Origin of the sequence: Metabacillus arenae (genome assembly GCF_014773385.1) — a bacterium.
Taxonomy (GTDB): domain Bacteria; phylum Bacillota; class Bacilli; order Bacillales; family Bacillaceae; genus Metabacillus_D; species Metabacillus_D arenae.
In genome coordinates this window covers 88,606-108,032 of sequence record NZ_JACXAI010000005.1, presented here as the reverse complement: position 1 = coordinate 108,032, position 19,427 = coordinate 88,606, and the positions used below count along the sequence as shown (strand labels likewise).

14 protein-coding genes and 1 pseudogene are annotated in these 19,427 nt (G+C 37.7%); 11 read left to right on the top strand and 4 right to left on the bottom strand.

The genetic code is table 11. The features are described from left to right. Window positions 1-121: 121 nt before the first annotated feature. Both purU and IC621_RS26360 read left to right on the top strand, forming a co-directional pair. Window positions 122-1,009: a formyltetrahydrofolate deformylase gene (gene purU / locus IC621_RS05955; RefSeq protein ID WP_191156715.1), complete on the top strand. Its 888-nt coding sequence runs from the start codon at window positions 122-124 to the stop codon at window positions 1,007-1,009. A 75-nt stretch (window positions 1,010-1,084) separates the two neighbouring features. After that, a complete protein-coding gene (locus IC621_RS26360) occupies window positions 1,085-1,192 on the top strand; it encodes a hypothetical protein (protein ID WP_224752340.1) in 108 nt (35 codons plus the stop codon). A gap of 820 nt (window positions 1,193-2,012) precedes the next feature. Here IC621_RS26360 and IC621_RS05950 read toward each other — a convergent pair. Further along, a complete protein-coding gene (locus IC621_RS05950) occupies window positions 2,013-2,261 on the bottom strand; it encodes a GlsB/YeaQ/YmgE family stress response membrane protein (protein WP_191156713.1) in 249 nt (82 codons plus the stop codon). 426 nt (window positions 2,262-2,687) lie between these two features. Between IC621_RS05950 and IC621_RS05945 the strand changes: the two genes are divergently transcribed. The 7 genes and pseudogenes from IC621_RS05945 to IC621_RS26355 all read left to right on the top strand — a co-directional run. Next, a complete protein-coding gene (locus IC621_RS05945) occupies window positions 2,688-3,869 on the top strand; it encodes a ParM/StbA family protein (RefSeq protein ID WP_191156711.1) in 1,182 nt (393 codons plus the stop codon). 12 nt (window positions 3,870-3,881) lie between these two features. Then, complete coding sequence (locus IC621_RS05940) at window positions 3,882-4,484, top strand: hypothetical protein (protein ID WP_191156709.1); 603 nt, start codon at window positions 3,882-3,884, stop codon at window positions 4,482-4,484. Between the two features lie 188 nt (window positions 4,485-4,672). After that, window positions 4,673-6,304 (top strand): SLC13 family permease, encoded by a 1,632-nt coding sequence (locus IC621_RS05935; protein WP_191156707.1) that lies wholly within the window; start codon window positions 4,673-4,675, stop codon window positions 6,302-6,304. 362 nt (window positions 6,305-6,666) lie between these two features. Next, window positions 6,667-8,565: an ABC-F family ATP-binding cassette domain-containing protein gene (locus IC621_RS05930; RefSeq protein ID WP_191156705.1), complete on the top strand. Its 1,899-nt coding sequence runs from the start codon at window positions 6,667-6,669 to the stop codon at window positions 8,563-8,565. 308 nt (window positions 8,566-8,873) lie between these two features. Further along, window positions 8,874-10,667 (top strand): cation:proton antiporter, encoded by a 1,794-nt coding sequence (locus tag IC621_RS05925; protein WP_191156703.1) that lies wholly within the window; start codon window positions 8,874-8,876, stop codon window positions 10,665-10,667. A 269-nt stretch (window positions 10,668-10,936) separates the two neighbouring features. Further along, on the top strand, window positions 10,937-13,114 hold the full coding sequence (locus tag IC621_RS05920; protein WP_191156701.1) for a DNA topoisomerase III: 2,178 nt from the start codon (window positions 10,937-10,939) through the stop codon (window positions 13,112-13,114). Between the two features lie 189 nt (window positions 13,115-13,303). Further along, window positions 13,304-13,561 (top strand): annotated as a pseudogene (locus tag IC621_RS26355) (virginiamycin B lyase family protein); the annotation flags it as partial. 127 nt (window positions 13,562-13,688) lie between these two features. Here the strand turns inward: IC621_RS26355 and IC621_RS05915 are convergent. Together IC621_RS05915 and IC621_RS05910 are read right to left on the bottom strand one after the other, a co-directional pair. Next, on the bottom strand, window positions 13,689-14,480 hold the full coding sequence (locus IC621_RS05915; protein WP_191156699.1) for an endonuclease/exonuclease/phosphatase family protein: 792 nt from the start codon (window positions 14,478-14,480) through the stop codon (window positions 13,689-13,691). A 2-nt stretch (window positions 14,481-14,482) separates the two neighbouring features. Next, window positions 14,483-16,120, bottom strand: coding sequence for a PTS transporter subunit IIBC (locus IC621_RS05910; RefSeq protein ID WP_191156697.1), 1,638 nt, complete (start codon window positions 16,118-16,120; stop codon window positions 14,483-14,485). A 580-nt stretch (window positions 16,121-16,700) separates the two neighbouring features. On the opposite strand from IC621_RS05910, the gene IC621_RS05905 reads away from it, so the two are divergent. Next, entirely contained in the window at window positions 16,701-16,961 is a 261-nt protein-coding gene (locus IC621_RS05905; RefSeq protein ID WP_191156695.1) for a hypothetical protein, read from the top strand. Window positions 16,962-17,095: 134 nt separating this feature from the next. Here IC621_RS05905 and IC621_RS05900 read toward each other — a convergent pair whose 3' ends face one another. After that, window positions 17,096-17,974 (bottom strand): AraC family transcriptional regulator, encoded by an 879-nt coding sequence (locus IC621_RS05900; protein ID WP_191156693.1) that lies wholly within the window; start codon window positions 17,972-17,974, stop codon window positions 17,096-17,098. Window positions 17,975-18,216: 242 nt separating this feature from the next. Here IC621_RS05900 and IC621_RS05895 point away from each other — a divergent pair, with 242 nt between their 5' ends. Continuing rightward, window positions 18,217-19,395, top strand: a complete 1,179-nt coding sequence (locus IC621_RS05895) for a galactokinase (protein ID WP_191156691.1) — start codon at window positions 18,217-18,219, stop codon at window positions 19,393-19,395. The last annotated feature ends 32 nt before the right edge of the window (window positions 19,396-19,427 follow it).

Sequence of the window (19,427 nt, the reverse complement as noted above, 5' to 3'; positions counted from 1 at the left end):
TGATCTTGACAGCAGGTGCTCTTAATCATATAGTGAATATTGTTTATCAAATAGGCCTGAATTGTCGATTGTGACTGTCTATAGTTTTTTATATTAAAATTTTGAATACAGAGGGATTGTCATGGAAACTTACTCACAAACTTTTCTAGAAAGCCAAAAAAACATGGGACGACTTCTGATAAGTTGTCCTGACAAACCGGGAATCGTAGCAGCTATTTCAAAATTCCTCTATCAATTCGGAGCGAATATTGTTGAATCCAATCAGTATTCAACAAATCCTGAAGGTGGCTCCTTCTTTGTTCGCATTGTATTTGAATGTCCGGATTTGAAAATGAAGGAAACAGAATTAGAGGAGCAATTTCAACCAATTGCTGATCAATTTTCCATGCAATGGAGATTTACATTTGGATATGAAGTGAAAAAGACAGCAATATTTGTTTCAAAAGAGCTACACTGTCTGCGCGAGTTGCTATGGGAGTGGCAGAGCGGGGACCTGCTGACTGATTTGGCACTCGTTATTAGCAACCACGAAGATTGTCGTGAAATAGTCGAATCGCTAAATATTCCGTTTTACTATATACCTGCAAGTAAGGAAAATAGAGTGGAAGTCGAAAAGAAACAATTGCAATTATTAAAAGAATATAATATTGATCTCATCATTTTAGCGCGTTATATGCAGATCCTTACGCCTGAATTCGTAGAAGTGCATCCAAATCGGATTATAAACATCCATCATTCGTTTTTGCCTGCATTTGTAGGCGCTAGGCCATACGAACGTGCATATAAACGAGGAGTAAAACTAATCGGGGCTACCTCACATTATGTAACAAATGATTTGGACGAAGGACCAATCATTGAACAAGACATTATGAGAGTGGACCACCGTGCAAATATAGAGGAATTAAAGAAAATTGGCCGTTCAATCGAACGTAGTGTTCTTGCACGTGCTGTGAATTGGCATCTAGAAGACCGGATTATCGTGCATGAGAATAAAACAATCGTTTTTTAACACTATTCATTTTCTCTTCTTAGTTTAAAAGTTGTCTTAAACGGAAAAATAGAAAGTATAAGAGGAGGAATCAGAATGAAACGGCTAATAAAACGAGCAATTAAATGGGCTCCTGTCGTCTATCCGATCGTGAAAAAAATCTTGAATAAACGTAAAAAGTCTCGGGTTCACCGGAGTACTTAAACCATTTAATAAATGGGACTGTCCTATAATGACAGCCCTTTTTTTGTCTGGTCTGCTATTATTCATGAAACAATCATCCAAGCAAGGATTCAAAGTATGTTTGCATTTTATAAACAATGAAAACAAAATCGTAAACTTGCAAACAAAATAATTGTTTTCGTTTGCGAATTTGTTTTCATGTTTACATTTAAGTATACACTGCGTGAAGTCAGCTTCCAGCAGTACTTTGACTTCTAGATTTAAACTTAACTCATTCCATATAATAGAGACTTGAAATAAATAATGTGAATCTTCACATGGTGGTTAAAACCAACACATTAATATAATACGGAGGAGAATTCCCCCACAAACTACAGTCTTCAAGCAGCAAGTAAATCTAAGTATTGTTTATAAAATCAGCGGTCATTTTTGGAAATATTTTTAAATTAAATGGCAGAATAGATGGTTGTTGTTCTTAAAATGAATTAAAAATTCTAAGTAGCCGAGAATTAGAACTTTTATTTTCTAACCATATATATAAATTAAGGTGATTAAGATAATCGTATTCCTCAAGATTAATTTGCGCTTATGAGTTAATTTTCCTATGTCCATGTTTTACTTTTTCTACCTCTTTCGACAGTATTTTGCGGTTATTATCAGACAAGGATTGATAATAAAAGACAAATAACACTATTTTGTTTTACAATTAAGTTTAAAAATCCAAACTGCTCCAACATTCTCAAACAAAAAAAAAGCCATAATAAAATCTATGACTCTATTTAGACAATTACTCGCTTTTAAGTTAGGGAGTAAACACTTATCAAACACCTTTATATATTTCTTATTTTCTCATCGCTTTTAGAATCAGACTCAAAATAAATACAAAAATGATAGCTCCGATTAGAGCTGGAATAATCGCAATGCCGGCTAATGAAGGGCCAAATGTTCCAAGCAGCTCTCCACCAATCCAAGCACCAATAATTCCGGCAATGATATTTCCGATAATACCGCCAGGCACATCTTTACCTAGAATAATACCTGCTAACCATCCAATTAAGCCTCCGACGATTAAATATAGAATGATCCCCATCTCTTCTTCCTCCTTTTGTTAGAAGAATTTTAACCATCCAATACTTATTTTTTGTTGTTATGTTTTATATACCCCCTCCCTTTCTAATGCAAACAAACTATTTTTTGTAACAACAGATGTACATATAATATAATTTTTATAGAACAGCAGGATTTGTTTGCATAAAAATAAATAAAGAAAACAAAAGTGTAAACAAGTAAACAAATTGTATAGTCTTGTTTGCGATAAAGTTTGCGTGTAAGCAATTTTGCAAACATTATAAAATTAGAAGGTTTTTGAAATCGAGTAATGAAGTTTACGATTGTGTGTACATGTTTACAATTAAAATAATATTCATGTCATTATTGATTAATTCACCTAACTCTTATAATGTATAATTAAATAGAGAAGATTTTTCTCTCTTCGAATGAAAGGATGATGACAATTATGAGCAAAACAAGAATAGCTGCAATTGATGTAGGTAATGATTCTTTAAAAGGAATTTTTGGAAAGCTGGATTATGAATTAAACATTCCAAATGTTATTGCTAGAGATATAGAAGACCGGCCTGTAATTGGAATAGAAGAATTAGACTCTAAAGAACCACTTGAAGGCGTACATATTAAAGTGCACTCCCCTGCCCTAAAGGAAAACAACGCTATTTATCGAGTAGGTCACCTTGCGACAAAAAGTGACAATGCTGCAGAGTTAGATCCAGGAAGCAGCAAATCTGAAGAAGACCAGACTCTTGTTATGTTATTTACTTCTTTAGCTTTGGATGCAGTCCGTGAAGAAAACTCGGCAAACTTCCCTAGAAATAACAAAGTGATTGATACCAATTATATTCTTGGGACAGGCCTTCCTCTCCGTGAAGTAAAAGAAGGAAAAGATGCAGGGTATCGCTCAAAATTAATGGGTTCAGTCCATCAGGTTGAGTTTTTAGTAACTCCGAAATATCAAGGGTTTAAAGTGAACATAAAATTTGACGATGTTAAAGTATATCCTGAGGGCTTTGCTGCTTATATTAATCTAGTAATGGATAACGAATTAAATATTATAAATAAAGAATTAATTGATAAACGAATTTTAATTCAGGATATTGGCGGACTTTCAACTGATATTGCTGTCATAAAAAATCGCAATGTTGATGATGATAAAGCACAGGGCTTTAATTTGGGTGTATCTGAGTCATTAGAATCAATTAGGGAAGAAATTCGGTCTAAGCATGGCGTTGAGTTGGACAGCCGTCGTGATGTAGTTGAGATTATTACGAAGAAAAACGACCGCAACCATATTATGGTCAAAGGAAGCCGTACTAGTGTCCATGACATCACAGACCGTATCTTGCTTGATCTTGCTAAGAAACAATATCGCCTTTTAAGAAACGTTTGGCAAAAAAATTCCCAGTCTGAGATCTGTTACTTTGTTGGGGGTGGATCAGCTGTATTAAAAGAGTATATTAAAACTCTAAACAATAATCTTGATGGGTATAATATTGATTTCTTTGAAGATGAAAAAGAGAGTATATGGATGATGGCAAATGCTTATTATAAATTAATAGCTGAACACCTCCGCCGTACGACTGCGCAAGCAAAAAAAGACGAGGATAAGAAAAAGGTTAAAGCATAATAGGGTGATTAAATGAGTAAATCTGCTTCAAATAAAATAGAAAGAGGCCAGACCATAGCGTTTCGCGTACCGTCTGATACCCCAGATCATGTATTAAAACAGCTGCAGAGATTAAAAGAGACAGAGCGGAGAAATTTTTCTAGTAAAATTGCTGAATTTGTCATGCAAGGAGTTGGCCAAACGCTGACGAGGGAAAGAGAAACAGTTACGATACCCCTTCCGCAGAAATTGAGCAAGATTCAACGGGATTGGCTAAAGCACGAGCATTCAGAGGCATTACTTGGAAGTATTATGTACCAGCTCTTATCGGATCCTGTTCGGGCAGCTTCGCTGTTAGCTTCATTAAATAGCAACTCAACAGATATTAACCAAGCCCTCTATCTCCAGGATGTTGGGGATATTAAGGAGATATCAGAAGAGAGCAGCGAGAATAACATAGCTGCTGATCATGCTTTTAATGAAGTGGCCGTACAGCAAGAATCATTTGAAGCAGACGATGATTTGGACTCATTTGATTGGACATCAGCAAAAAAAGACGAACCAGCTCAAGAGGAAGATCAAGAAGAAAGTCTTGATGATCTGCTAGGTGGATTTCTGTCTAAAATGAATAAGTAATTAAAAGAAGACCTTTTCACTGCCTGACCTGCAGTTGTTTTAGGTCTTCTTTTTATCTAAGGAATACCCTAAAACTTCTGAACTATTTTTTTGAAAGAAAGGATTTTACCCTTTAAACTGTTCTAATTTCTCTTTAAAATGAAACCAACCTATAGTAAGCGTTTGCAAATATAAGGGAGGTTTTTAAGATGGAGAAATCAGTGATAAGACAGGCTTGGAATCTAAGCTGGGATGCACATGAAAAAGTGAAACAACTTTTATTTTTTACTTCCTCTAATGACACACCTATTCAACAGGATGCAAATAACACACAAGTCTCAAAAACAGCAAAAAAACAACCAAGTTATCGACCCTCTCAATTTATGGGATTACTTCTTGGTCCCCTATTGTTTGTTCTTACAATGCTGCTATTCTCCCCGGAAGGATTAAACCATAGCGCGAAAGCAGTGCTGGCCTCGACTCTATGGATTGCTATCTGGTGGATTACTGAAGCCATTCCTATACCTGTTACATCGCTCCTCCCCTTAGTTTTATTTCCTGTGACAAAAGCATTAGATGGAGAATCAGTCGCATCTTCCTATGGCGATCCGATTGTCTTTCTTTTCTTAGGAGGATTTTTAATTGCTTTATCGATGGAAAAATGGAACCTGCATAAGCGGATTGCCATTAAGATTGTATCCTTGATTGGAACAAGTCCAAAACGGATCGTACTAGGATTTATGCTTGCGACAGGCTTTTTATCGATGTGGGTCTCCAATACAGCTGCTGTTATGATGATGGTACCGATCGGGACTGCTATCATTTATCAAGCTGCAGCCAATGCAAAGAAGGCTCAGAAAGAGGGGGTTTCATTAAATACGTTTGAGAAGGCAGTTATATTTGGTATTGGCTTTTCTGGAACGATTGGAGGCCTAGGCACACTCATCGGTACTCCACCCAACATCATTCTTGCCGCAACTGTAAAAAAACTATATGGAATAGAAATCTCTTTCGCACAATGGATGTTCTTTGCTGCCCCTATTGTCCTGATACTGGTTCTGTTTTCTTGGTATTATCTGGTGAATATTGCCTTTCCAGTGAAATTTAAAGAGCTTCCGGGCGGGAAAAGCCTCATAAAAGATGAATTAATAAGACTTGGTAAGATGACATTTGAAGAAATAGCAGTTTTGAGTATCTTTTTATTTGCTGCGTTTATGTGGATTACAAGAACGCTATTGTGGCAAGACCACATACCAGGTATAAGTGACACGATGATTGCTATTTTTGCGGGTACCCTTTTATTCTTAATTCCTTCTAAAAACAAAGAAGGAAAGATTCTTGACTGGGATGTAGCTCGTGAACTTCCGTGGGGGGTATTGCTTTTATTTGGAGGGGGATTAGCAATTGCTGCAGGATTTAAGGAGTCTGGTCTGGCAGACTGGATTGGCAAGCAATTAATTGTGCTTGAAGGGATGAATTTTTTAATAATCGTTATTGTTACAACAGCCTTAGTCCTTTTCTTAACCGAAATAACTTCTAATACCGCCACAGCAACGATGATATTACCTATTTTAGCATCGTTAGCGGTCGCAATTAATGTCCACCCATTTGCCTTAATGGTCCCCGCAGCAATGGCAGCAAACTGTGCATTTATGTTACCTGTAGGCACGCCCCCAAATGCCATTATCTTTGCAACAGATAGAATTACGATTCCTGAAATGGCTAAAGCGGGGTTTTGGATCAATATGATAGCAATTGCCCTAATAGTTTTGGCCGTTTATTTTATTCTGCCACTGATTATGGACATTACATTAACTGTATTTCCAAATGAATATAAGTAGAATCTTAATAGAACATTTTTTAGGATTATTTTTCGGGAAATAATCATTAGTTTTGGTTCTGCCATCAGTTTGTAAAGAAAAACAGCCAAATATCACCAGCTAGGAGAACAACGCTCATTTGGGGAAATAACATTTTCCTTCCATGCGAATAAATACTGAAATTTCAAAAAGGGATACTTTTGAACTAGCACTTTTGGAAAGGTGGAAGAATATTCATCATGTGAGACTCTGATAAACTTCTTCCCTCTTTCTCTCAATCCAAAAGCTTGATCCAAGTGAAACGTTTTTCCATTGTCTTTTTACATAAAAAGCTTGTACACTTAAAGGAGCAGGTTATTACATAATGAAGGATTGAATGACAGATGGCGATCTTTTCGGTGGAAAATCTCGTAAAAACATATGGAGAGAAAGTACTTTTTGATCATATATCTTTTTCGATAGCTGAAAAACAAAGAATTGGACTTATTGGGGTAAACGGTACGGGAAAATCTACTTTATTAAGAGTGTTAGCAGGACTGGAAGAAGCAGAAAGCGGCGATAAATTTCATGCGAATCAATTCAGCATTGAATACCTCCCGCAAGAGCCTGAGCTAAACGATCAGCTTACAGTGTTAGAGCAAATCTATTATGGGGATTCTCTAATTATGAGGACTCTTAGGGGGTATGAACGGTCCTTGCAAGAGCTTGAACAGGACCCTGAAAATCAAGCTAAACAATCAGCATTATTTGTCATACAGCAAAAAATGGATGAATTAAATGCATGGGAAGCAAGTACAACTGCAAAAACGATCCTGTCCAAACTCGGTATTAGAGATTTTTCAAAAGCAGTCCACAATCTTTCTGGGGGACAAAAGAAACGTGTGGCGATTGCTAAGGCATTAATTCAGCCTGCGGATCTGCTCTTGTTGGATGAGCCAACTAACCACCTTGATAATGAAACAATTGAGTGGCTTGAAGGTTACTTAAGCGGATATAAAGGCTCTCTTATGGTAGTAACACATGATCGGTATTTTCTAAACAGAATGACCAATCGCATTTTTGAGCTTGATAAAGGGAAGCTTTATTCATATGACGGGAATTATGAGTTGTTCCTTGAAAAGAAGGCGGAGAGAGAAGAAATAGCTGTTCAAAGTGAAAAGAAACGTCAAAACACGCTTCGCAGAGAGCTTGCATGGCTGAGAAGAGGTGCAAAGGCGAGAACTACTAAACAAAAGGCCCGTATTCAAAGGGTAGAAGAACTCCAGGAAAAAAAGGCTGATCTCTCAAAAGATCAACTTGAATTTGCCATCGGCTCAACGCGTTTGGGCAAGAAAGTGATTGAATTGCAAGGGGTAAAGAAATCTTTTGGATCCAAAACATTAATCAATCATTTAGATTATCTAATAGTACCTGGTGAAAGGCTTGGAATTATCGGGCCTAATGGCAGTGGAAAATCAACATTATTAAATATGTTAGCCGGGCGGATTTCTCCTGATGAAGGGAATATTGTTATCGGGGAAACTGTTAAAATTGGTTACTATACTCAAGATGCTTTAGAAATGAACGAGGAATTAAGAGTAATCGACTATATTAAAGAAGCAGCAGAAATCGTTTATACCGTAGATGGCCAATTGATAACTGCCGAACAAATGCTAGAAAGGTTCTTATTCCCGCGTTCCATGCAATGGACTTATATTCGAAAGCTTTCAGGCGGAGAACGCAGGCGATTGTATCTCCTCAGAGTTTTAATGGGCGAGCCAAATGTTCTCTTTCTGGATGAACCGACAAATGATTTGGATATTCAAACATTGAGTATTCTAGAGGATTACTTAGACCATTTTCCAGGAGTAGTGCTGACAGTTTCCCATGATCGTTACTTCCTGGATCGAGTAGTCGACCACCTCCTTGCTTTTGAATCACAAGGCGAAGTTGGCCGTTTCCAAGGGAATTATTCGGAATATATGGATCAAAAGCAAATGGAAGAGCAGCTAAAAGAACAAACGAAAAAGACTGTACCTTCCACACGTAATGAAAAAAAGGAAAAAAGAACAAAGCTATCCTATAAGGATCAACAAGAATGGGAAACGATTGAAGATGTAATCGCAGATTTGGAAGAGAAAAAGACTAAGCTGGAGGGTGAAATTGTATCAGCAGGAAGTGATTTCACAAAAATCCAGGAATTAATGAAAAATCAAGAAGAAGTTAATGAAAAACTAGATCAGGCTATGGAGAGATGGACGGAATTATCGATGATGGTTGAGGAAATTGAAAGCGGAAAATAGGGAAAAAAGGGATGAGAGACTCATCCCTTTTTTATGTATAAAAATCTCTGTTTAATAATTTGATTTCCCGCCTTTACTCGGTTCTTAAGATTAAAATGTTTTCTTAAAGTTGTGTTGTTGGATAAATGAACCTTTTAATTAAAGTAACCGATTTAGTGTAGGTGAGAATCAGTGTAATAAGTCTGAGGTAACTAGATACAACTTGATAGGATATCAATTGTTTAAAATTTATCCGATTGAGGAACATGTAAAGGAAGTAAATTTCTCATACTAAACAATAAGATTTCTAAAAACTGGCAGGTGACTTTATGATTGATTCTCTGTTGTTTCACTTTATGTTCATCATCTTTTTGGGGATTGCATCACAATGGGTAGCTTGGCGATTTAAGCTTCCGGCTATTGTTTTAATGTCAATAGCGGGTTTGATCGTCGGCCCTTTCTTAGGCTTCGTTAATCCTAAGGAAGAGTTTGGCGATCTTTTTAAACCCCTTGTCTCCATGGCTGTGGCGATTATTTTGTTTGAAGGCAGCTTAAATTTGGATTATCAGGAAGTAAGAGGGTTAGGTAAGCCTGTTGTTAGAATTATTACCTTAGGAGCTTTCATTGCTTGGATTTTAGGTTCTCTAGCCGCTCATTTTGTGGCGGGGCTGTCTTGGGCTGTAGCTTTTGTTATTGGCGGATTGTTTATCGTTACAGGGCCTACCGTCATTCTTCCACTGTTAAGACAAGCACGTTTAAAACCGCGTCCGGCAGCTATATTAAAATGGGAAGGAATTATTGTTGACCCTTTTGGTGCATTATTAGCTGTGTTTTCATTTGAATTTATAAAATTTTTAGTATTAGCTGAAGTGAAGCTTGAAGCATTACTATGGTTTTTCCTGGCATCTCTTCTTGCGGTCATCTTGGGATGGGCATGCGGAAGAGGAACAGGATGGATGCTTCAAAAAGGACATGTACCAGAGTTTCTTAAGTTTCCGGTTGTATTTACAGTAGTTCTTGCCTGCTTTGCAATAGCAGATGAATTAAAGCATGAGACAGGTCTGCTTGCCGTAACGGCTATGGGAATTACATTGGCAAATATGCATATTTCCTCAATAAACGATCTCAGGCATTTTAAAGAAAATATTTCGCTGCTATTGATCTCAACCATTTTTATTATGCTCACGGCTTCTCTTACAATGGAAACTCTGTTAGAGATTTTAAATTTCCGGATTATTGCATTTGTCGTTCTCATGCTGTTTATCGTAAGGCCTTTATCTATTTGGATTTCAACTGTAAAAACAGATTTATCCAAGCAGGAAAAAACACTTGTTGGCTGGATTGCCCCGCGAGGAATTGTTGCACTGACTGTTTCCAGTTATTTTGCCGCAGTTTTATTGGAAGAGGGTTTTGAAGATGCTTCAATATTAACCTCCTTGACGTTTGCTCTTGTATTTGCCACGGTCGTGGCTCACGGATTTTCGATCAGCTGGTTAGCTAAAAAGCTTGGATTAGCTATTGACCAGCCTCCTGGAGTATTAATTGTAGGCGGGGACAGCTTTAGTACTCAATTAGGAAAAGCTTTTTTGGAGCTGGAAACTCCCGTTTTAATTGCAGATTCCTCCTTTCAAAGGCTTTCTTCTGTAAGAAATGCGGGAATCCCATATTTTCGGGGAGAGGTCTTATCTGAACAAACGAAATATCATTTAGAGTGGACTCCTTACGAGTATATGATTGCTGCTACAAAGCTTGATTCTTACAATGCTCTAGTATGCACAACATTTATCCCGGAATTTGGACGAAACAACCTTTTTCAGTTAAATATTCGCTCAAAGCAGGAAGCGGATGTTGATGATTTGTATCATACGATTGGCGGTCAGTACCTATTTAAAGAAGGTGTAACCTGGGAAGAGCTCAATAAACGAGTTGAAGATGGAGATGTGATTAAAAAAACAACCATCACTTCAGAATACACCTATGAAAACTATGTAACAGAAAGCCATGAAAAAACGTTATTTCTTTTTATTAAAAAACCTTCAGGAAAGCTGCAATTCTATACAAATGAGGAAGACCCTAAAGCAGAGCCCGGAGATATTATTGCCAGTCTAACTAGACCAAAATAAAGTGAAACTTACATCTGCAGGGTTTTGACGGAAAAGTGGAAAGAGATTGCGGGTGACAGGACCATGACGCAACGGATAGGATGAAATATCAAAGACCAGAGACTTCATAAAGAGGTGTTTGGTCCTTTTTGCTTTAAAATAAAATGTAGAACTAATTTTCTGTTTTTTTACCTTAGGCGCATTGCCAGACTGGGCTTCTGGTTCGATAAGAGATTTTCACCTTTAAATTATGGTACCATGAAGTATCAACATTTTTAGGAGAATGCAATATGGGAAAAAAAGTAGTTCTGGCGGAGAAGCCTTCAGTAGGAAGGGATATCGCAAGAGTATTGAACTGTCATAAAAAAGGAAATGGGTATTTAGAAGGCCAGGATTATATTGTTACGTGGGCGCTTGGACACCTTGTGACACTTGCTGATCCAGAAGCCTATAGTGAAAAATATAAGACATGGAAGCTTGAAGAGCTCCCAATGCTCCCATCCGATTTAAAGCTTATTGTCATAAAAAAAACCAGTAAGCAATTTTATACTGTGAAAACACAATTAACAAGAAAAGACGTCGATGAAATAGTAATTGCCACAGATGCCGGGCGTGAAGGTGAGCTTGTTGCCAGATGGATCCTTGAAAAGGCGAATGTAAGAAAGCCGGTGAAACGGCTGTGGATTTCTTCAGTCACTGATAAGGCGATCAAAGAAGGCTTTAAACATTTAAAGAGCGGCAAAGCTTATGAAAACCTTTATTATTCTGCAATTGCCAGATCTGAAGCGGATTGGTATGTTGGTTTAAATGCGACCAGAGCTCTAACTACAAAACATAATGCTCAGCTCTCTTGCGGGAGGGTTCAAACACCGACTCTTAGTATCCTTGCCAAAAGAGAACAAGAAATAAAGTCGTTCCAGCCGCAGCCGTTTTATGGGATTACAGCTGAAACAACTAAAATGAAGCTAATCTGGCAGGAGAAGTCATCAAAACAAACAAGGACCTTCTCTAAAGAGATAGCTGAAGGAAAAATAAAAGTCCTTCAACAGAAAGAGGCCGTGATTACCGAAGTAAATAAAAAGCATAAAAAACAGTTTGCCCCTCAGCTTTATGATTTAACGGGATTACAGAGAGATGCTAACAGGCTTTTCGGCTTCTCAGCCAAAGAAACATTGTCAATTACCCAACGGCTTTATGAAAATTACAAGGTCCTCACCTACCCGAGGACAGATTCAAAATATCTTTCTGAAGATATTGTCGGTACACTAAAGGATAGACTTGAAGCTTGCCGCATTGGACCCTATACAAAGGTAGCTGCGAGCTTATTGAAAAAGCCAATTAAGGCTACCAAAAGTTTTGTTGATAACCGGAAAGTATCTGATCACCATGCCATCATTCCAACAGAACAACCACCGATGATGCAATCGTTCAGTGACAAAGAACGGAAAATCTATGATCTTGTGGTGAAACGATTTTTGGCCGTATTAGCAGATCCTGCTGAGTTTGAAGAAATGACAATTACTGCCCAAATTGCTGGGGAAATCTTTATTGCAAAAGGAAAGGTTCTTTTAAACCAAGGATGGAAAGAGGTTTACGATTTCTCCTTAGAGGAAGAAGAGGAACAATCAGGTCCTTCTTTACCATCAGTAAAAGAAGGAGAGAAGCTTTCTGTAAGTAAACTCAACCTTACTCAAGGGGAAACAAAGCCTCCGGAGCCGTTTAACGAGGGCAGTTTACTTGCGGCAATGGAAAACCCAGCCCGTTTCATGACCGATGAAAGCAAGCAGTTAAAAGAAACGATTGGAAAAACTGGTGGACTCGGGACTGTTGCTACAAGAGCAGATATTATCGAAAAGCTGTTCAACAGCTTTTTAATTGAAAAGCGTGGAAAAGGGATTTTTGTAACCTCAAAAGGAAAGCAGCTGTTAGACCTTGCTCCAGAGGAATTAACATCGCCAACCTTAACGGCAGAGTGGGAGCTTCAGCTTGAAAACATTGCAAAGGGCTCCTTGAAAAAGAACGCATTCATCCAGCAAATAAAAGACTATACCAAAAAAGTTGTCTCAGAAATAAAAAACAGTGAGCAAAAATTTAAACACGATAATGTGACAGGTACAAAATGTCCAGACTGTGGCAAGCTTATGTTAGAAGTAAAAGTGAAAAAGGGAAAAATGCTTGTCTGTCAGGACCGTGAATGTGGACACCGTAAAAACATCTCCAAAACGACAAATGCTAGGTGTCCTCAATGTAAAAAGAAGCTCGAGCTGCGTGGAGAGGGCGAAGGACAAATTTTCGTCTGCATTTGCGGTCATCGTGAAAAGCTGTCTGCTTTTGAACAAAGACGTAAAAAAGAAAAAAACAGTAAAGTCTCCAAAGGGGATGTTGCGAAGTATTTGAAAAACCAAGATGATGGGGAGCTTTCAAATCCTGCACTAGCAGAGGCTTTAGCGAAATTGAAGCTTAAATAATAAAATGGGAGAACGCTGATTGTTTGCGTTCTCTTATTTTTCACAATAATTTATGTAAGTAAATCTTCGGAATACGTTGGAATCGGACTTATTCTTTTTGAGAGGTATGAAATCTTCTAAACTGTTTCATCCAATTACGAACTAAATTTGGTGTTTCTTCAATTATGCTAGCTATTTCTATTACAGTAAACTGGGGAGATTAGCGAATATGCAATTTCAACTCCAAACGCGCGTCCACATGCTATAACCAGCGGCAAAGAAGAGGAATTATGGTTTTCTGAATGGGGAGCAAATAAGATAGGACGTATTTCTTCAATTGATAGAAAGATAATAGAATTTGATATTCCTACACAACGAGCAGAATCTCATGGCATTTCATGTGACCAAAACGGGGAAGTTTGGGTTGCTTTAGAATGTAACAAGATTGGGTACTTGAGAGTGGTTTGATAAAACTTAAGTTAATTAAAGCTGTGTTAAAGGGTGGGTCGTTACCCAGCAGACCCCAAATATAAACAATGCCGTCAAAAAGATTAAATAACAACCTTTCTGACGGCATTCTTATGCTCGCGTCTTTTTATATATCCAACACCACTTCGACCCCAAAATGATCAGAGATCACATTATAGTTCACGCCATTAAATATGACCCTTGATGAGGCTGTTTTTAAAGGTTGATTCATTAAAATCAGATCAATCCGCAGATCTTGCATATTTTCATCCCAACCTGCTATTTTCCCTTTAACAGTTATGCCGGAGTCCTTTTCTTTCGCTAAATCATACGTATCATATAAACCTTGTTGTATAAGGTAGTCGTAGCCTTCATTTCGGATATAAGCATTGTTATTAAAGTCGCCCATTAAAATAGAGAGCTTAGTAGACGTTATATCCTTCATTATCCTGTCAGCTTGCTGCTTAAATGGTTCTTCCTCATCATTCCACCATCCGAGATGGCAGGAATAAAAAGAGATTTCTTTGCTCTGATAGGAGATGACTACCTTTACAATTTTCCGGGCTTTCCAAAAGGAAACGTCCTCTGATTGGCTTATGAAAAATGATTCCTGTTGGACAATAGGGTGTTTTGTAAGAATAGCTAGGCCTTCTTCGTAAATATCATAGCCGATATGTGCTGCATCCCACACCAGCTGATATTCTTTAATACCCAGCTTTTCAAGCTCCTTTAGCAAAAGCAATCCAAAGTTATCTGTTTTTAGATTTTCAGTTGCAAGCTCTGACTTGATTAATTGACTTACTTCTTGGAGCGCAATCACATCATAGCTGTTTTCTTTAATAGTTTCAGCTAAGTAGCGTATTTTTGCTAACTGATTTTCTTCCTGCCAGGAATGGCAATTCAATGTAAGAAGTTTCATCTCTAAAACCCCAGCAAATCTTGAACATCTGATTTTATCACATCAGCTTTTGGCCCGTAAATTGCTTGAACACCTTTATCTCTTAGAACAAGACCCATTGCGCCATTTTCCTTCCATTGGCTTTCTGGAGCAACAAGGCTTGTATCTTTAACTGTTACACGCAGACGTGTCATACACGCATCTACATCAGCAATATTTTCTTGACCGCCAAGCATTTCAATAATGGCAGGAGCTAAAGAACCGTCCTTTACATTTCCTTTTGATTCAGAAGAACCTTCTAAATCAATATAGTTGCCGTTACGTCCTGGAGTTGGGAAATTAAACCTTTTAATCATAAAGTTTGCGATTCCAAAATTTAATCCAAAGAAAACCAAGCATGCAATAATGAAGTTTAGTAGATCCAGCCAAAGTCCTGCTTTAATAATCATCGGTGCCCGGGTAATAAGCTCAATCACACCAAAAGCGTGAACGCGAACGTCAACAAGGTCTACAATCGCAAACGCTAAGCCAGTCGTGATTGCATAAATAACATATAAAACCGGAGCTGCAAACATAAACATAAACTCGATTGGCTCGGTTACCCCTGTTAAAAATACGGCAAGTCCAGCAGATAAGAACATCGATTTGTACTTCTTACGTTTTTCTTTATCAACATTACGGTACATCGCAAAAGCAATTCCTATTAAAGATGCCCAAGATAAAATCATTTGTCCAACTTTAAAGCGGGCAGGAGTGACATCATTTAATAATTGGTTATAGCTGGCTGTATCACCGGCAGCTAAAAAATTGTTTAAATCAGCAATCCATGCTAACCAAAGTGGATCTTGCCCGGAAACAGTTGACCCGGCATTAGGTCCAGTTAATATTTCATATGTTCCGCCAAGCTCCGTGTAGTTCATCGGAACGGTTAGCATATGGTGAAGTCCAAATGGCAGCAGCAGACGCTCCAAAGCACCAAAAACAAATGGAGCAATGACTGGTGCCGTGTCACGGGAGGATGCAATCCATTTACCGAAATCATTAAGCAGTCCTTGAATAAAAGGCCATACAAGTGAAAGAACAACAGCTGCGATGACTGACCCGCCGATTACAGCAAACGGAACAAACCGTTTTCCGTTAAAAAAGGAAAGAGCGTCTGGAAGCTTGTCAAAGTTATAGTACTTATTAAAAAGATTTGCTCCGATAAAACCGGAGATGATACCGACGAAAACCCCCATGTTTAAAGCAGGGGCTCCTAAAATGGAAGTAAAGTAATCTTGAACAGCCAGTTTTTGTCCAAAGAATGAGTTTACAGTAGCATTTGGGTCACTCAACATGGCACTGTTTACACCGAAAATCGCTCCAGTGATTCGATTAATCAGGATAAATGCAATCAAAGCGGCAAATGCACCGCCTGCACGTTCTTTAGCCCATGATCCCCCAATTGCAACGGCAAATAAAATGTGCAAATTTGTAATAACCGCCCAACCGATGTCTTCTATCACTCGAGCAATCGTTTGCACAAGAGTGATATCACCACCTATCATGGCAACTAGTTTTCCTAATGAAATCATAATTCCAGCAGCTGGCATTACAGCTACAACTACCATTAAAGCTTTACCAAACTTTTGCCAAAAATCAAATGAGAACAGCTTCTTCATCTTTATATTTCCTCCCTTTGTGTATGGGCTTACATACAAAACTAACATTGTCGTTTAACACGAAGCCAACTAGCTTGAAAGAATGACAATAAAACAGTTGATCATAGCGAGTTAACTAGTATATTTAGCTAATGTCAATTGAAGCTTAGTCTTCTTTCTTACAACTTCTAAAATTTAGATAAAGCGAAACTATTCGTCAGCGTAAGTTTTTCATCCTCACTGAAGGTTGGTTCTAACAATTCGGACTCTTACGATTCCTCACAACTTACGTCATAAAGGTTCCTGCTCGCGAAGAAGGACTTATATCATTTTGATAAGAGAATAGTACCACTTTGTCTTGAAAAGTGCAATCGTTTGCATTAAAAATTTTTAAAATTGCTTTTGAATTAATGTTTCCAATATGGGAAAATAAAAACAGTAATTTTCTTACTGTTGGAACAGAAATATCAAGTTATTAATAGGTATTTAACGTATAAAAGTGCAAAATCTTTTTCAAGCTTATACGGCTAGCCTGTCCTAGCCTGATTAAAGTGCTTGCACTTTCTTTTATCATATAAGAATGAAAGTCTGGGTGGGAAAAATGGAAAAGCAAATAGAAGAGCTTTACGATGAAATTTACGAACAAATTGCCCGTCAACACGAAAAAGTGTTAGAGCTTGCTGCTGAGCAAGCAAAAGAGCAATTTGTCCTTTCAACTAAAGAGGAAGAAAAGCTAGTAAGAATGGAACTAGCTCTGCAAATATCAAAAGACATTCTTGAAAACATGATGATGCCTGGAACGACCATGACCATCATGCACCCTAAAGGGTCATTAACAATTGATTTGCACGAAAACAAATGACTATTAGGAAAATATTAGAATCTACCCATAAAAAGAATGTTGACCTTGCCATTATTCAACACAGACTAAGCTTAAGATAGGTATTGCTTATAGTCTGTATTCCTTACCTTAAGCGGTATACGGTAATTCTCTCTTTATAGAAAAAAATCCTTACTTAAAATATCCCCTTGATGCTTTCGAACGTTGCCAGGGGACATGCCGACTACTTTTTGAAAAACCTTGTTTAAATAGTTCGCATTATTGTAGCCGACAAAAACCGCGATTTCTTCAATCGTGTATTTTGTATTTTGAAGAAGCTGAACAGCTTTTTCAATACGAATCTTTGTCAAATATTGAATCGGAGTCAGCCCGGTTGTCCTTTTAAATTCCCGAGTAAAATGATACCGGGATAGCCCTGAGGCTTCTGCCATTTCTTCTGGCCCGATCTCTTGCTGATAACAGTTTTTGGCAAATAAGACAGCACTGATAATGGATTCTGGCCAGTCATCCATAATATGATCCATGTTTGAAAGGTAATCATACAACCCCATGATGAATTGATACGCATAGCTTGAACCTTGATAAGGGTTGGTGATTTTTTTATTAGTTGCCTCACTTAATATTTGCTTTAGTAATTGAATTAAAGAGGATTCTGGATGAATACGAATCACTTGATTTGTTCTTTTTTTTACGAAATTCCAGCATTTCTCAGCTTCATGGCCATATAAGGTTAAGTAGAGAAACTCCCATTTTCCTGATTCATCAGGCAAATAATAGCGATAATCACTAGGGCTATGCACAATAAAAGCTTGCCCAGGCTGAACTCTATACGTTTTGTTATTGATATCGATTTTCCCATAACCAGACAAAGTATATTGAAAAATACATTTATTAATATCCTTTCGTTCCAAACCGCTCCAATTGTAAATTGGGGATGATTGTTCATCCCATCCTACTGACCATATTTGAGCAACCGAGTTGATTGCCTGATCAGCAAATCGAAAAGCATAGGCCCCTAATTTCTTCTCTTTCATCCTCATGACCCTCCTCACTTCTATTTTTACCTAAGCAAAAAAGTAAACGTTCACTTGTAACCTTATTTTCTTCTATAAGACAGTATAACATCATAGATAAAAGATGATAAGGTCCCTCTTTAGCAAAAAAGTACCTTTTTCTCTATCTATTTTTACCATTGTGCAATCCTACCAAAGTTTATAAAATATGAGTAGATGTAATCGGTTGCAGCAAATTTCAAATAGAAGAGAGGGGTTTTAGTATGTTTAATGATTTAAAGGCTAAATTCAAACTAGTGTTTCAGCAGGAAGATAATGTGCGAATTTTCTTTGCTCCAGGGCGAGTGAATTTAATAGGTGAGCATACTGATTATAATGGCGGTCATGTCTTCCCCTGTGCATTAAACATAGGTACCTATGTCGTAGTTAGAGCAAGAGATGATCAGATGATTAATATGTATTCTCTAAATTTTGAGGACAAGGGAATCATTCAATTAAATCTTCAGCAATTAGCATTTGAAAAAGACCATGATTGGGTTAACTATCCTAAAGGGGTTATAAAAGAAATTCAAAAATTAGTCAATATCCCTCAAGGGTTTGATGCTTTATTTTATGGAAATATTCCAAACGGTGCCGGTCTATCTTCTTCAGCTTCGATTGAGCTTGCAACAGCTGTTATGGTGAATGAATTGTTTCAGTTAAAAATTAATCAGCTGGAATTAGTGAAATTAAGCCAATATGCTGAAAATCATTTTATCGGAGTAAACTGCGGAATTATGGATCAATTTGCAATTGGGATGGGGAAGCAAGAAAGTGCCGTTCTATTAAACTGTCAAACTCTTCAATATGAATACAGCCCGCTTCAGCTTGGCGAGGCAAAACTTGTGATAACGAATACAAACAAGAGAAGAGCACTGGCCGATTCTAAATATAATGAGAGAAGAAGTGAATGTGACAGGGCGTTAGCTGATTTGCAATCAGAGCTGAAAATTGAGTCTTTAGGGGATCTGACGCCAGCTGAATTTAACAAATACAAACATCTTATTAGGAACGAAATTGATCGAAAACGGGCAAAGCATGCGGTTTATGAAAATGATCGAACGATAAAAGCAGTTAAGAACTTAAAGGAAGGAGAGCTAAAGGCATTTGGAGAGCTTATGAATGAATCACATGTATCATTGAAAAATGATTATGAGGTAACAGGCCATGAACTTGATGCATTAGTAGAATCAGCATGGAAGCAGCATGGTGTGATCGGTTCAAGAATGACTGGCGCAGGGTTTGGCGGTTGTACAGTTAGTATTGTAGAGAGCGAGCATATTGAATCTTTTATCAACAACATAAGCCAGCTTTATACAGAGAAAACTGGCTTGGAAGCAGATTTTTATGTTGTAGAGGTTGGGGATGGTGCAAGGGAATTAGTAAATGAGGACGAAAAATAGATGACTGTCCAGTCTTAGCTTTGGGCGGCGAT

What these genes read in the sequence shown, in the direction of transcription:
- IC621_RS05925 (WP_191156703.1), top strand. Translation starts at nt 8,874, where the DNA reads ATGATTGATTCTCTGTTGTTTCACTTTATGTTCATCATCTTTTTGGGG.
- purU (WP_191156715.1), top strand. Translation starts at nt 122, where the DNA reads ATGGAAACTTACTCACAAACTTTTCTAGAAAGCCAAAAAAACATGGGA.
- IC621_RS05895 (WP_191156691.1), top strand. Translation starts at nt 18,217, where the DNA reads ATGTTTAATGATTTAAAGGCTAAATTCAAACTAGTGTTTCAGCAGGAA.
- IC621_RS05945 (WP_191156711.1), top strand. Translation starts at nt 2,688, where the DNA reads ATGAGCAAAACAAGAATAGCTGCAATTGATGTAGGTAATGATTCTTTA.
- IC621_RS05930 (WP_191156705.1), top strand. Translation starts at nt 6,667, where the DNA reads ATGGCGATCTTTTCGGTGGAAAATCTCGTAAAAACATATGGAGAGAAA.
- IC621_RS05920 (WP_191156701.1), top strand. Translation starts at nt 10,937, where the DNA reads ATGGGAAAAAAAGTAGTTCTGGCGGAGAAGCCTTCAGTAGGAAGGGAT.
- IC621_RS05900 (WP_191156693.1), bottom strand. Translation starts at nt 17,974, where the DNA reads ATGAAAGAGAAGAAATTAGGGGCCTATGCTTTTCGATTTGCTGATCAG.
- IC621_RS05915 (WP_191156699.1), bottom strand. Translation starts at nt 14,480, where the DNA reads ATGAAACTTCTTACATTGAATTGCCATTCCTGGCAGGAAGAAAATCAG.
- IC621_RS05905 (WP_191156695.1), top strand. Translation starts at nt 16,701, where the DNA reads ATGGAAAAGCAAATAGAAGAGCTTTACGATGAAATTTACGAACAAATT.
- IC621_RS05950 (WP_191156713.1), bottom strand. Translation starts at nt 2,261, where the DNA reads ATGGGGATCATTCTATATTTAATCGTCGGAGGCTTAATTGGATGGTTA.
- IC621_RS05910 (WP_191156697.1), bottom strand. Translation starts at nt 16,120, where the DNA reads ATGAAGAAGCTGTTCTCATTTGATTTTTGGCAAAAGTTTGGTAAAGCT.
- IC621_RS05935 (WP_191156707.1), top strand. Translation starts at nt 4,673, where the DNA reads ATGGAGAAATCAGTGATAAGACAGGCTTGGAATCTAAGCTGGGATGCA.
- IC621_RS26360 (WP_224752340.1), top strand. Translation starts at nt 1,085, where the DNA reads ATGAAACGGCTAATAAAACGAGCAATTAAATGGGCTCCTGTCGTCTAT.
- IC621_RS05940 (WP_191156709.1), top strand. Translation starts at nt 3,882, where the DNA reads ATGAGTAAATCTGCTTCAAATAAAATAGAAAGAGGCCAGACCATAGCG.